We start from the raw sequence: 13,788 nt of genomic DNA on the forward strand, positions 1-13,788 counted from the left end.
ACTAATGTTAGTCAGTTTTTGTTGTGTTAAAAATGTCTGATAATGCGTCCGAGTCACTGTAGTGCGATAATATAACCAAGGCGCTTGAAAAATGAAAGTGACAATAAACTAAGAGTGGTTTTACGGTAGGAACTAGGTACAACTATTAATTGAATAGTAGCTCTCAGAAATTATTTGTAAACTTATTCATTAATCATCACCTTAATGTTTGAAATTCAATTCTTAGCTATTCTTCACTTGATTTGATATATTATTTCAGAGCATATTTTTGTTTACCATTGAGAAGGATAGATTGAAGTTACCAAATAAGCAAAAACTACTTTGAGGAAAAAAGTGCAAAAAAAATAGGCATTAGCCTATATGAACTTTAAGGGCGGTATGTGGGGTTCGAACCCACGCATGCCGGAACCACGATCCGGTGTGTTAACCAAGCTTCACCAATACCGCCATGTCATTACAATAGTTAATTATACTACAAATTATGAATATAATAACGTTTTATTCAAAATCAATTAAATAAAAATTAATGGGGGATAAAAATGTCAGTAGGAATTAGTAAAATAGGCTTTTTTGCACCGGATGAATACATCAGTCTTGCGGAACTTGCGGAGCAACGTGGTGTCGAACCTGGGAAATATTTAATCGGAATTGGTCAGGAAAGGCAAGCAGTTATTCCTTTAAGCCAAGACGTTGTCTCAATGGCAGCAAATGCAGCCAAGACAATATTGGATGATGAAGATCGATCCAGTATTGATATGATTTTATTTGGGACGGAAACTGGAGTGGATAACTCAAAATCTGCCGCTATTTATCTACAACAATTGTTGCATTTAAATAGCAATATTAGAACAGTAGAGTTAAAGCAAGCATGCTATGGCGCAACTGCGGGGTTATTATTGGCAAAAGATTACGTGACGCTGCATCCTGATAAAAAGGTGCTGGTCATTGGGGCAGATATTGCTCGGTATGGTTTAAATACAGCTGGTGAGGTAACTCAAGGTGGCGGAGCTATTGCAATGATTGTCAGTGCAAACCCTCAAATATTAGCGATTGAAGATCAAACGGTTCATTTATCTGAAGACATTATGGATTTCTGGCGACCATTAGATCGTAGAGAAGCTATAGTTGATGGTAAATATTCAACTGAAGTTTATTTAAGATTTTTCCAAACCGTCTTTGAGGAGTATAAGACCAAAACGTCATTGAAATTAAATGATTTTGGAGCGCTAGTCTTCCACTTACCATTCACTAAAATGGGACTGAAGGCGTTAAAGTTAGTTCTCAATCAAGTAGATGAGGAGAATCAGGAAAAACTTTTGTCCGAATTTGAGAACAGCCGACGATATAATCGTCAAGTTGGGAATCTATATACAGGTTCATTGTACTTAAGTTTACTCTCGCTTTTGGACAACACTAAATTAAGCGAAGGCGCCCGAATTGGGTTATTTTCTTATGGATCTGGCGCGGAAGGTGAATTTTATAGTGGCCTACTTCAAAAAAATTACAAAAACCATTTAAATATTGCACGGATGACCGAATGGTTAGAGCAACGAAAAAAAATTTCAATTGCCCAATATGAAGAAGTATTTAATCAAGCTCTTCCAAAGGGTGAGGAAGATTTTAATATTGAAAGCAACGTTAAAAAAGGTCAATTTTACTTTGCTGGACTAAAAGATCAAAAAAGAATTTATCGTGCCAAATAAAAAGAAGGTCAATCTCGATTATTTTGAGATTGACCTTCTTTTAATTAGCAAACTTATTGTAGAGTAATTTGCCATCTTTTACTTTTATCAGGGATTCATTGTCTGCTTTATTTCGCAAATTAAGGGTGTATCCAGCTCCTAATGCTTTCTTAAGAGATTTACTTGTACTTACTGTGTTGGAGACCTCCTGAGGCCATTTAACAGCTTTATATTTAGAAGGATGGTTAGTGAGGTACGTGATTGCCTTATTAAAATCTGAATTTGCTGGAACAACCTTATAGGTTCTGGTTTGACCATCAAACGAAACTGTTCCAAACGTTTTATAATTTTTCTGAAGTTGACTTAGAACGTTTTTCTCTTTAAGGCTTTGTGTTTGAACATTCGTCCCAGATTCGCTTGTAGAAAAGGTTGGAGATTGATTTCCATTGATAGAACTAGAAGCCCTTTTTGAAGTCTGAGAAGTGGCAGGTTGGTTATCGGAAGCGTGCCAATAAGGAAGTTTCCAAATGGAAAAGGAAGTTAATAGCAAACTTAAGACTAATAACAGTGCTTGCCAGAAATAGCCTGCATGTTCAGTAACGGCAGTCAATAAAGAAAAGAAGCTTAAAAAAATCAGAATAACACCAATAATGGCTAAAAATAACATCAAAATAAACTCCCCCTATAACAAATAATTTATTTAATTTTAGTATACCATTCTTGACCAACTTCTTAGGATAAGTCTTATAATCTTCATATTTTCGCCGTAATATCTTCAGAAAGCTTTGTTACATTAGCAATAAGCTAATAAAGCGAGGTCGAAAGTAATGCAAAAATTTCAGCAGGGCGAACTAGTAAGGTATGAATCAGCGGAAGAATTGCAGGGGCCTGTAATTGGAAAAGTCATTCAAGTTTTGCAGAGTAATGTTGTTATTGAAGTATTAAACTTTTATTTCAAAGATAGACAGCGAGTATCGGAACTAAATTTTGTTATAACGGCTTGCCCGACAGAGTTGAAGTCACTTCGAGTGATAAATTATGGAAATTAAAGAATAGAGGTAATGAAAATGACGGTAAAAGTTGATGATAAGGTAATTTGTAGCCCAAATGGAAAATTTAAAAATAGTTTTGTTGGGATAGTAGAAAAATTGTATACGAGATCAGCAATGGTTAAGATCATTGAATTTCATCCTGATGATCGATGGCAAGCAATTAAATTATCAGAAAAAACCATTGTTGCTTTTGATAATATTGAAAGCGAATCCATTTCAGAAAATGCAGAAATTAGGGCAGCAATGTAAAAATGCATCCGTCACATAATGGCGGGTGCATTTTTTAGTTAGAAAAATTAATAGATTTCATCGCGGTAAAGACCAACAACTTTACCCAAAATAGAAACTTGGTCCAAAATAATGGGTGCCATCGTATCATTCTCGGGTTGAAGTCGATAATATCCTTTTTCCTTGAAAAATCGTTTGCAGGTTGCTTCGTTTTCTTCCGTTAGAGCAATGACAATATCGCCATTGTCGGCAACTTGTTGCTTTCGAACAATTACTTGGTCACCGTTCAAAATGCCGGCGTTTATCATGCTTTCTCCTCGAATTGTTAGCATAAATAAATCGGCGGCTTCTGCTGCAAAGTGATCGGGAACTGGGAAATAATCAGTAGCTTCCTGTACTGCTAGTATTGGAGCACCCGCAGTTACTGTCCCGAGGACGGGGATTTTATTAGGCGTTACGGTAATTCCTAAAGCTTCAATACCTAAGGGGGTAATTTCAAGCGCTCGGGGCTTACTTGGATCTTTTGAAAGAAGACCTTTTTTAGCTAAGCGGCTGATATGACCGTGAACTGTGGAGGTTGATTTTAAGCCAACTGCTTCACAAATTTCACGAACTGTAGGAGGATATCCTTTTTCACCCACACGTTGATGAATGAAACTAAGTACCTCCATTTGCTTACTATCGGATCCTTTTGTCATGGCACTTTCACCTCATGCGTTCTATTTTTAAATAAATCATACCATAGATATTTAAAGCTTTCAAACAAACGTTCGGTTTAATTGATTGCACTTTATGGTAAAGGTTGTTACTATATTCTTTGTGAAAAAGGAGTGGAATAGATGGCTGATAGTGAAATGCAAAAATTAATTAAAAGAATAAACGAACTAGCACATAAGGCAAAAGAAGAGGAATTATCAGAAGTAGAGAAAATTGAGCGCAAAGATTTGCGGGCAAAGTATCTACAAAAATTTCGTGAAAGTTTCAAAAGCCAAGTTGAAATGATGCAGGTTTTTGATAAGAGTGGTAAGGAAGTCACCCCAGAAAAAGTTCGAAAAGTTCAGCGTGGAAAGGGAATTCGAGGAGATTAATTAAATTTAAAAGGCAGACGACCTTTTAATTTAGACGATAGTTGTGTAAACTAGTCTAGTAAATGTTACTTTAAAGGGGGATTCACTTTGTCGACTGGTATCTGGATACTAATAGTCGTAATTGCACTCTTACTTGGCGCTGTTGGTGGCTTTTTTGGCGCTCGCAAGTACATGGAGAATTATCTGAAAGATAATCCGCCAATTAGCGAAGATCAAATAAGAGCTATGATGATGCAAATGGGACAAAAACCATCTGCAAAGAAACTTCATCAGATGATGAATACAATGCGACAACAAGCAAAGAAACAATAGATCAATATCGTTTGATTTGTACCCTAAAGCTGGATGCTTGAACTCAGCGCGGGGTATTTTTTTGTCTACTTATGGTATTATTAAGAAAACTTTAATTAAAATTTAATGTGTTTGGGAAGTGAGCCTTTTTGGGAATATTTAAAAAATTATCCTGGTATTTCAAGCAGGAGAAAATAACCTATTTTAGAGGGTTACTTGGACTCTTGTTAACTGTGGTCATCGGGATTATTCCAGCTAGATTAATAGGTAATTTAATCGATTTAATTCATAACAAGCAACTAACGAGTTCAAGACTTGTTTTTTTATTAGCACTATTATTAGGCGCCACTATTTTTCAGTATGTGGCAAGGTATATTTGGCGAACCGCTATTTGGGGTGGCGCTGCAAAGTTGGAGCGGGTGCTACGAACTCGACTTTTTTCACACTTCATGAACATGGATCGGCCATTTTATAATCGGCACCGAACCGGAGATTTGATGGCTCATGCGACCAATGACCTTTCCGCTATTCAACGAGTTGCGGGTGGCGGTATTTTGCAATTCGCCGATTCAATCATCACGGGTGGCACGACGTTAATTGCAATGATGATGTTTGTTGACTGGAGATTAACATTGATTGCAATCATTCCATTTCCATTACTGGCAGTTATGGCGCGTTATTTGGGGATGAAAATTCATATTGCCTTTGGTGATTCTCAAGCAGCCTTTTCTAAATTAAATAATAAGGCACAGGAGAGCATTAGTGGCATTAAAGTCATTAAGAGCTTAGGGCAAGAAAGTGAAGATGTAACTGACTTTAATCAGCAAATCGATAAAACAATTGAAATCAATCGTCGCGTAAATCGATTAGATGCCATGTTCGACCCAGTGACAACTTTAATTATTTCGATTTCTTATGTCATTACAATTGTTTACGGTGGTATTTTAGTGACAAACGGGACAATCACGATTGGTAATTTAGTCTCCTTTATTGCTTATCTATCAAGAATGATCTGGCCAATATTTGCGGTTGGAATGTTATTTAATACATTGGAACGTGGGAATGCAAGTTATGATCGGGTGATGTCTTTGCTCGGTGAAAAGACGGCAATTCTAGATGCCAAAGATGGTATTTCAACGCCACCTAGCGGCGAACTGAAATTTGATATAGATAAGTTTAGTTATCCCGACAATCGGGAAGAACCCGTATTAAAAAATGTCCATTTAGACATTAAAGCCGGAAAAACACTTGGAATTGTTGGTAAAGTGGGCGCCAGTAAATCGACTATCATGGAATTAATTCTGAGACAGTTTGATCAATATGAAGGCAGCATTTCATATGGTGGTCATAATATTAAAGATTATCAATTAGATGCATATTTACCAGTCATTGGGTATGTTCCTCAAAATAGTTTTATGTTTTCTGAATCAATTAGAAATAATATTCGGTTCGCTCTTCCTGAAGCAACGGACGAACAAGTTGAGGCAGCAATCGTCAAGAGTGGTCTTAAAAATCAAGTCGATAAGTTTCCAAATGGACTTGATACCAACGTCGGTGAAGAAGGTATTTCCATGTCTGGCGGGCAACGGCAAAGATTGGCAATTGCTAGGGCACTAATCATTGATCCGGAACTTTTAATTTTAGATGATGCATTATCTGCAGTCGATGCAGAAACTGAGAGTGAAATACTGCAGCATTTGCATGAAGAACGTAGCGGAAAAACAACCATCATTGCAGCTCATAGGCTGAGTTCGGTCATGGATGCGGATGAAATTGTTGTGATGGAAAATGGTCAAATTATTGAAAGAGGAAACCATGCCCAGCTGATGAAAAAACGGGGCTGGTATCACGAAATGTTTGAGAGACAAGAACTACAAACAAAAGTAGAGGGGGGAAGCACTAATGGATAATTCAAATCACCAATCCGCCTGGTCAAAAAGTCTGTCTATGAAAGAACAACGTCGAATAGTGATGAGACTTGTGAAATTTGCAACCCGGTTTAAATGGTACTTCTTCATTTCCATCATTCTTGCTGCCGGGGTCAGTGTTGTTAACATTTTACTGCCTCGGTTAATTCAAATTTATATGGATCAACATTTGAGAGTTGGCGATTCCACCTTAAATATGATGTGGTTTTTTGCTGGGTTGTATTTCTTCGGTATGCTGATGAAAGCAATTATGCAATTTTGGCAAACCTATCTGTATTCTATGGGCGCAGAATACATGCTTGAGTCGGTGAGACGAAACATATTTAAAAAGCTTCATGGGCTGGGGATGCGCTATTTTGATCAAACCCCAGGTGGCTCTATTTTATCTCGACTAACCAATGATACGATGTCCTTCTCAAATTTTTGGGCGCTATTTAGTAGTTTGATTCTGGTTATTTTTGGCGTTATTTCGTCATTCATTGCCATGTTCCTTGTTGATCGAAAGATTGCACTGTGGTTACTTATTTTGATGCCATTTTTAATTCTTTCAATTTGGTATTATCAAAAATATAGTTCGGTTGTTTATAGAAGAATGCGAGAACGGTTGAGTGAACTTAATGCAAAATTAGCAGAATCAATTACGGGTGTCTCGGTTATTCAGCAATTCCGTCAAGAAGGTCGAATTGAATCCGAATTTGAACAGACAAATGGCCGATATTTTGACACTCGAAAGGCAATGATCCGGGTTAATTCATTGCTGCTAAGTCCGATTATTGACTTACTGTACGGATTGGCTACCGTTGTTGCACTTTCCATGTTTGGTATTCGTGGGCTTCACGGATACGTTGCAGCCGGTGTTATCTATGCATTTGTCACTTATATTGATAACTTCTTTAATCCGATGACGGGTATGATGGATAATCTAAGTGACTTTCAAGATGGTATTGTGGCCGGTTCACGAGTCCTTAAGTTACTTGATGATCCGACCGCAGAGCCTCAGCAAAATCCTCAAAAAGGGCTTAAAATTCAAAAAGGCGAAATTGAATTTCAACATGTTTCGTTTTCTTACGATGGGAAAAATGAAATTTTACATGATATTTCTTTTAAGGCAAAAGCCGGTCAAACGATTGCTTTAGTGGGAGAAACTGGAAGTGGTAAAACATCAATCATTAATGTTTTAATGCGTTTCTACGAATTTGGTACTGGTAAAATCTTATTAGACGGTCAAGATATTCGAACCTTTCCAATTGCAGAATTACGTCGTCGGATGGGATTGGTACTTCAAGAACCGTTCATGTTTTATGGAACAATTGCTTCGAATATTAGGATGTTTAACCCAGAAATCTCGGATCATCAGATTAGGAAAGCGGCTAGGTTTGTTCAGGCGGACCGCTTTATTGAGAGACTTCCCAAGGGGTATGACAATCGAGTCTTTGAACGTGGCTTGAGTTACTCGAGTGGTCAGAGACAACTTATCTCTTATGCGCGCGTCATTGTGACGGATCCAAAGATTTTAATTCTTGATGAAGCAACTGCTAATATCGATACCGAAACTGAACAAATGATTCAAGAGGGACTTGAAAAGATCCAAGAGGGCAGGACCACCATTGCAATTGCCCACCGTTTATCGACCATCCAAAACGCTGATCTCATATTAGTATTGGAGCATGGTAATATTGTGGAGCGGGGGACGAACAACGAACTTATGGCTAAGAAAGGTTATTACTACGATATGATTCAATTGCAAGGTCGTACTTCAAATTAAAAAAGCGCTAAAACCGACAGAAATTTTCTTGTGGTTTTAGCGTTTTTCTATTTTCCAGTAATATCAGTGTAATGAAAATTAGGATTGATTTCTTTATCCAATGAGTCAAAAGCACTTTGCATCTGTTGTTCGATTATTTTTTGTCCCTCGTCATCGAGTTTTAACTTACGGTCGATGACGATTGGGTCGCCAAATGCAACAGTTACTGGTTTTCGACTAAACAGAGACTTAAATGTTAAAGGTCCCTGATAGACAGTCGGGATAATTGGGACTCCTGCTAATTTAGCAATGACTGCCGCTCCACCCTTAAGCTCTTGTGAATGGCGGGTACCGGATGGAAAAATAATAAGTGATAGTTCGCCATTTTTCAGGATCCGGACGGGTGTTTTGATAGCAGATGGTCCTGGATTTTCCCGGTCTACTGGAAATGCATGTGCATGATTTAAAATGAACCGGATAACTGGATTTTTGAAAAGTTCCTTTTTAGCCATAAAACTAAATTGCTTAGGACTGCCAGCTAGGGCATAATAGATTGGATCAAACCAGGTTCTGTGCGGACCAACTAAAACGTATGAGCCCTCAGGTAACCTGTCACGGTGCAAGTAGTGCGAATTTCCGTTGATTAGCGCTAATAAAAAGCGCACAATTATTCTTATAACTGAATAGAACATAATGATTCTCCCCTTCAAGGTGGTTTCATCTATCCAGTATGCAAAAAAAACTAATTCTGTGCAAGTATATTGTAAAAAGGTGGATTCAAATGGACCAACAATATTTAAAAACCGGTGAGCGAATTGACCAGCTCTATAGCCGTGATGTTAAAATAATTCAGAGTAATAATGTTTTTTCGTTTTCACTTGATGCTGTCTTGCTCGCTCACTTTGCAAACGTACCACAAAAGGCAAGTTCAACCATCGTTGATTTATGCGCTGGAAATGGGGCAGTGGGACTATTTATGGCCTCTCATACGCCAAGCCACATCTATGAAGTGGAAATTCAGGACCGATTGGCGGATATGGCAACCCGTTCTGTTTCCTTGAATCGTCTCGATGACCAGATGACCATATTAAATATGGATTTGGCCAAAGTAACTAGTAAAATAAAAAAAGATTCAGTTGCCGTTGTGACGTGTAATCCACCGTATTTTGCTAATTACGAGAATAGTAAGAAAAATCCAAATAAGTATTACGCAATTGCTCGGCATGAGTTAGAGACAACGTTGACCGCCGTTATGAAGGCTACCTCCGATTTATTAAAGATGAACGGCAAGAGTTATTTCGTTTATCGACCAGATCGACTGGATGACCTGTTTAGAGAAATGGCTTTACATCGATTGGCGCCGAAACGTATCCGATTTGTCCATCCTAAAGCTAATTCAGAGGCTAATATGGTTTTAGTTGAGGCTATTAAGGACGGTAAACCAAATGGCGTTAGAATTCAGAAGCCAATAATTGTTTATAATTCAGAAAACGAGTATGAAAAAGAAGTTCGAGGGATGCTTTATGGAAGAGAAGACTAAAAAATTTTATTTTTATGTTCTTTTATGCGCAGATGACACGCTTTATGGTGGATTCTCTACCGATGTTTTTCATCGCTTGGAGCAGCACGAGTCAGGGCAGGGAGCAAAGTATACTCGACCCAAGTTTAGACACCCCCTTAAATTGATTTATTATGAAGAGTTTCCAACTAAGTCACTTGCCCTGAAAGCAGAGTACGCCTTCAAGCATCAGCCCAAATACAGGAAACTCGAATTTTTAGCTGAGCACCATGTGACCTTTTGAAAGTGCTTTGTAATTAAGTGAGCAAAGGTGTAAAATATGACTAATATCTGAGAGAGAATAAGCTATTATTCTCGGATTAATTTTAGGAGGAATTTACGTTGAAAATTATTGCTTATGGTATTCGTGACGATGAAAAGCCTTATTTAGATCAATGGTCTAAAGATCAAGGAATCGAAGTTAAAGCTGTTTCTGAATTATTGGATGAAGATACAGTTAGTTTGGCTGAGGGTTATGATGGAGCTGTTGTCTATCAACAAAAACCATATACCGCTTCTGTATTAGATAAGCTTGCAAGTTATGGAATAAAATCATTATCACTTCGTAACGTGGGTGTTGATAATGTTGATGCTGATGCGATTAAGCGGAATGGCTTTACAGTTACAAATGTTCCGGCTTATTCCCCAGAAGCAATTGCAGAGCTTACTGTGACTCAATTGATGCGTCTATTACGAAGAACTCCTGTATTTGATAAAAAACAAGCAGCTGGTAACTTAATGTGGGCTCCTGATATTGCTGATGAATTGGGTCACATGACGGTTGGTATTGTTGCTACAGGTCGAATTGGTCGTGCAGCTATGCGCATTTACAAGGGTTTTGGGGCCAAAGTTATTGCTTATGATGTTTTCCACAACCCTGAACTCGAAAAAGAGGGTATTTACGTTGATTCAATGGATGAATTATACGCAAAGGCCGATGTTATTTCGCTGCATGCGCCAGCTACAAAAGAGAACGAGCACTTGTTGAACGACGATGCTTTTTCAAAGATGAAAGATGGCGTTTGGATTTTGAACCCTGCTCGTGGTGCGCTTATTGACACCGATGCACTTATTCGGGCTTTGGATAATGGAAAAGTTGCTGGTGTAGCCTTGGATGTCTATGAAGACGAAGTTGGTATTTTTAACACCGACTTTGGCAGCTTTGATGCTATTCCAGATGAACGCCTAAAGAACTTAATGAAGCGGGATAATGTTTTGGTAACCCCTCATGTTGCGTTCTATACAAGAACAGCGGTTAAAAATATGGTTCAGTTTGCCTTAAACAATAACAAGCAACTAATTGAAACTGGTACGGCAGAAAATGTTGTAAAGTTTTAACTAGATGAATTTAGAATAAAGAAATAGGACTTGCTCACTGAGCAAGTCCTATTTCTTTATTCTATTCTGCAATGGTTACCAGTGCTTCTAAGAGCTCAATTAGTTCTTCAGAATTTGAAACGGTTTGATCGGCGACAATATCGCCATTAGATTCTTCTAAATCACGATGGTTAAACCAAAATGCGTGCCAACCAGCTTTTTTTGCGCCGCGTACATCTAAATCGTACCGGTTTCCGACATAAGCAATTTCGCTGGGACTGACTTCGAGCTTTCGGTTCATGGTGGTGAAGATCAGTGGATCCGGTTTTGCCATTTGGCACTCTTCGGAAATTAAGACATTTTCTCTGTCTATCCAATTAAACATTTTTAGTTGTGTGATTTTTGAAAGCTGCCGTTCAACAGAGCCATTCGTGATAATTCCTAGTTTAAAGAATCGCTCTAGTTGATCAAACAAGTGTACAAATTCGGGAAAGAGATGAATCTCATGTAACTGGGAACTGTAACTTTTCCAAAATTTGGCTAGTTCAGCTGGGCTAAATGTCGGCAAGGCTAAAGATTCTAAGGTTGCATTTAATTTAGCAGTTAAAATTTTCTCAGTTGAAATTTTCTTTGTATTAATTGCTTCGATGGTTGCTTGACTATGGAACTGGTTAAAAATTTCCCGTAAGTTTGGCAGTCTCAAATCATTTGGTTCAAACACTGATAATAGAGCCTGCTCAAAGGGGTGTGCCTGATCATACAAAGTATCATCTACATCAAAGACGATAGCTTTAATCATACGTACTGCCTCCATTCAAGATAAAAAATAGTGTAACACAATTGTAATACATTGCAAGCTTTTGTAAAATTATTTTTTCAGCTTGAATCAGGGAAAATTCGTTGTTGCTTATGTTACAAAGATTAGTTATAATATTCAACGGTGCTTAAGCATCAATTCACACCTCAAGTGATTCTGCAAAGGGTGCTCTAAAAAGAGCCTTTGTAGAAGCTGACCTTGGGGGAGGAAAAAAACTATATACGGAGGCTTTTATATTATGGCTGTCATTTCTATGAAACAATTGCTTGAAGCTGGTGTACATTTTGGTCACCAGACGCGTCGTTGGAATCCAAAGATGAAACAATACATCTTTACAGAACGTAACGGTATTTACATTATTGATTTACAAAAAACAGTTAAGTTGATTGATTCAGCTTACAGTTTTATGAAGGATGAGGCAGCTAAAGGTGCTGTTGTACTCTTCGTCGGAACTAAGAAACAAGCACAAGATTCTATTGCTGAAGAAGCAACTCGTGCCGGTCAATACTACGTTAACCACCGTTGGTTAGGTGGTACCTTGACTAACTGGGACACGATTCAAACTCGTATCAAGCGTCTTAAGGATCTTAAGAAGATGGCAACTGATGGTACATTTGAACGTTTACCTAAGAAGGAAGTTTCACTCCTTAACAAGCAAGCTGACAAACTTGAAAGATTCCTTGGTGGTATTGAAGACATGCCAAAGATTCCTGATGTTATGTTTATTGTTGATCCTCGTAAGGAACAAATTGCTGTTAAAGAAGCTCAAAAGCTTAATATTCCAATCGTTGCAATGGTCGATACTAATACAGATCCAGACCAAATTGATGTTGTTATTCCATCAAACGATGACGCAATTCGTGCCGTTCGTCTGATTACTTCTAAGATGGCTGATGCTATCGTTGAAGGTAACCAAGGTGAAGAGGGCGACAACGCCGCTGCTGACGCTGCTTCTGATAAAGAAGCCGGCAACACGGATGCTGACAAGGCTGCTGAAGCAACCAAGGACGCAAAATAGTCAAAAGCAACTTTTAATTAATAGATTGTAAAAATCGCTTAGGCTGGTTTAAAAGTTTAGGACCTAATCGGCCTGAGTTTTTATTCCAGCTTTTTATTTTGAAATTTTAAGGAGGCCATTCATTATGGCAAAGATTACAGCACAGCAAGTTAAAGATTTACGTGACCAAACCAGCGTTGGTATGATGGACGCAAAAAAAGCACTAGTTGCTTCAGATGGTGATATTAGTAAGGCAATTGATTACTTACGTGAAAAGGGTATTGCAAAAGCAGAAAAGAAGAGTAGTAATGTTGCTGCTAACGGTTTAGCACAAATTGCGATTCATGATAACGTTGCTGCAATTGTAGAAGTTAACTCAGAAACTGACTTTGTTGCAACTAACGATACTTTTAAAGATCTTGCTAACAAGATTGCCGACACTATTGCTTTAAATAACCCTGCCGATTTAGATGCAGCACTTAAATTGAAGACGGATAAAGGCACAATTGATGATGCAATCGTTGAGACAACTCAGGTTATGAGTGAGAAAGTTTCACTTCGTCGTTTCCAAGTTGTTGAGAAGTCGGATAAAGACGTGTTCGGATCATACCTTCATAATGGTGGCCAAATTGGCGCCTTAGTCATTCTTGAAGGTGCTGACCAAGAAGTAGCTAAGAACGTTGCGATGCACGTTGCAGCTGTTAACCCTGAATTTGTTTCTCGTGATGATATTCCAAAGCAACGTTTGGATCATGAACGTGAAGTTTTGAAGAAGGAAGCTCTTAATGAAGGAAAGCCAGAAAAAATCGTCGAAAAGATGGTCGATGGTCGTCTTCGTAAGTTCCTTTCAGAAATTAGTTTAGCTGATCAAGAATTTGTTATGGATTCAGATCAAACAGTTAGCCAATATGTATCTTCAAAAGGCGGTAGCTTGAAGTCATTCGTTCGTTTCGAAGTTGGCGAAGGTATCGAGAAAAAAGAACAAAATTTTGAAGATGAAGTTAATAGTCAAATTAACGGATAATTATATCAATTCTAAAGATGTGCACTCGGTGTACATCTTTTTGGCTCTTTGTCAAATCCTGT

16 protein-coding genes and 1 tRNA gene are annotated in these 13,788 nt (G+C 38.1%); 12 read left to right on the top strand and 5 right to left on the bottom strand.

The genetic code is table 11. The annotated features are described in order from the left end of the window. Nucleotides 1–372: 372 nt before the first annotated feature. A tRNA-His gene (locus FD44_RS08305) sits at nt 373–447 on the bottom strand. A 92-nt stretch (nt 448–539) separates the two neighbouring features. Between FD44_RS08305 and FD44_RS08310 the strand changes: the two genes are divergently transcribed. Next, nucleotides 540–1,703: a hydroxymethylglutaryl-CoA synthase gene (locus tag FD44_RS08310; protein WP_010619693.1), complete on the top strand. Its 1,164-nt coding sequence runs from the start codon at nt 540–542 to the stop codon at nt 1,701–1,703. 40 nt (nt 1,704–1,743) lie between these two features. On the opposite strand, the gene FD44_RS08315 is transcribed toward FD44_RS08310, so the two are convergent. Beyond that, nucleotides 1,744–2,352: a hypothetical protein gene (locus tag FD44_RS08315; protein WP_133278278.1), complete on the bottom strand. Its 609-nt coding sequence runs from the start codon at nt 2,350–2,352 to the stop codon at nt 1,744–1,746. A 157-nt stretch (nt 2,353–2,509) separates the two neighbouring features. Here FD44_RS08315 and FD44_RS08320 point away from each other — a divergent pair, with 157 nt between their 5' ends. Then, a complete protein-coding gene (locus FD44_RS08320; protein WP_010619695.1) occupies nt 2,510–2,731 on the top strand; it encodes a hypothetical protein in 222 nt (73 codons plus the stop codon). Between the two features lie 18 nt (nt 2,732–2,749). Next, nucleotides 2,750–2,983 carry a hypothetical protein gene (locus FD44_RS08325; protein WP_010619696.1) on the top strand — a complete coding sequence of 78 codons (234 nt, stop codon included), beginning with the start codon at nt 2,750–2,752 and terminating at the stop codon, nt 2,981–2,983. Between the two features lie 47 nt (nt 2,984–3,030). On the opposite strand, the gene lexA is transcribed toward FD44_RS08325, so the two are convergent. After that, entirely contained in the window at nt 3,031–3,660 is a 630-nt protein-coding gene (gene lexA, locus FD44_RS08330; protein WP_010619697.1) for a transcriptional repressor LexA, read from the bottom strand. A gap of 141 nt (nt 3,661–3,801) precedes the next feature. Between lexA and FD44_RS08335 the strand changes: the two genes are divergently transcribed. The 4 genes from FD44_RS08335 to FD44_RS08350 all read left to right on the top strand — a co-directional run bounded on the left by FD44_RS08335 (nt 3,802) and on the right by FD44_RS08350 (nt 8,034). Then, complete coding sequence (locus tag FD44_RS08335) at nt 3,802–4,050, top strand: DUF896 domain-containing protein (protein ID WP_010619698.1); 249 nt, start codon at nt 3,802–3,804, stop codon at nt 4,048–4,050. A gap of 87 nt (nt 4,051–4,137) precedes the next feature. Continuing rightward, nucleotides 4,138–4,362, top strand: a complete 225-nt coding sequence (locus FD44_RS08340) for a YneF family protein (protein WP_010619699.1) — start codon at nt 4,138–4,140, stop codon at nt 4,360–4,362. A gap of 128 nt (nt 4,363–4,490) precedes the next feature. Then, the gene (locus FD44_RS08345) at nt 4,491–6,251 is read left to right on the top strand and encodes an ABC transporter ATP-binding protein (RefSeq protein WP_010619700.1); all 1,761 of its coding nucleotides are present in this window, start codon (nt 4,491–4,493) and stop codon (nt 6,249–6,251) included. Continuing rightward, entirely contained in the window at nt 6,244–8,034 is a 1,791-nt protein-coding gene (locus tag FD44_RS08350; protein ID WP_010619701.1) for an ABC transporter ATP-binding protein, read from the top strand. Before FD44_RS08345 ends, FD44_RS08350 begins: the two co-directional genes overlap by 8 nt. Before the next feature lie 47 nt (nt 8,035–8,081). Here the strand turns inward: FD44_RS08350 and FD44_RS08355 are convergent, their stop codons facing one another. Next, nucleotides 8,082–8,705, bottom strand: coding sequence for a lysophospholipid acyltransferase family protein (locus tag FD44_RS08355; protein WP_010619702.1), 624 nt, complete (start codon nt 8,703–8,705; stop codon nt 8,082–8,084). An 89-nt stretch (nt 8,706–8,794) separates the two neighbouring features. Between FD44_RS08355 and FD44_RS08360 the strand changes: the two genes are divergently transcribed. The 3 genes from FD44_RS08360 to FD44_RS08370 all read left to right on the top strand — a co-directional run bounded on the left by FD44_RS08360 (nt 8,795) and on the right by FD44_RS08370 (nt 10,909). Then, complete coding sequence (locus FD44_RS08360; RefSeq protein ID WP_010619703.1) at nt 8,795–9,553, top strand: tRNA1(Val) (adenine(37)-N6)-methyltransferase; 759 nt, start codon at nt 8,795–8,797, stop codon at nt 9,551–9,553. Then, the gene (locus FD44_RS08365) at nt 9,537–9,815 is read left to right on the top strand and encodes a GIY-YIG nuclease family protein (protein WP_010619704.1); all 279 of its coding nucleotides are present in this window, start codon (nt 9,537–9,539) and stop codon (nt 9,813–9,815) included. Before FD44_RS08360 ends, FD44_RS08365 begins: the two co-directional genes overlap by 17 nt. A 98-nt stretch (nt 9,816–9,913) precedes the next feature. Further along, nucleotides 9,914–10,909, top strand: a complete 996-nt coding sequence (locus tag FD44_RS08370) for a D-2-hydroxyacid dehydrogenase (protein WP_010619705.1) — start codon at nt 9,914–9,916, stop codon at nt 10,907–10,909. Nucleotides 10,910–10,970: 61 nt separating this feature from the next. Here the strand turns inward: FD44_RS08370 and FD44_RS08375 are convergent, their stop codons facing one another. Next, nucleotides 10,971–11,687, bottom strand: a complete 717-nt coding sequence (locus tag FD44_RS08375) for an HAD family hydrolase (RefSeq protein WP_010619706.1) — start codon at nt 11,685–11,687, stop codon at nt 10,971–10,973. 256 nt (nt 11,688–11,943) lie between these two features. Here FD44_RS08375 and rpsB point away from each other — a divergent pair, with 256 nt between their 5' ends. Together rpsB and tsf are read left to right on the top strand one after the other, a co-directional pair. Further along, nucleotides 11,944–12,723: a 30S ribosomal protein S2 gene (gene rpsB / locus FD44_RS08380; protein WP_010619707.1), complete on the top strand. Its 780-nt coding sequence runs from the start codon at nt 11,944–11,946 to the stop codon at nt 12,721–12,723. Between the two features lie 124 nt (nt 12,724–12,847). Continuing rightward, nucleotides 12,848–13,726: a translation elongation factor Ts gene (tsf, locus tag FD44_RS08385; RefSeq protein ID WP_010619708.1), complete on the top strand. Its 879-nt coding sequence runs from the start codon at nt 12,848–12,850 to the stop codon at nt 13,724–13,726. Nucleotides 13,727–13,788 lie beyond the last annotated feature (62 nt).

Origin of the sequence: Secundilactobacillus malefermentans DSM 5705 = KCTC 3548, assembly GCF_001436395.1 — a bacterium.
Lineage (GTDB): Bacteria > Bacillota > Bacilli > Lactobacillales > Lactobacillaceae > Secundilactobacillus > Secundilactobacillus malefermentans.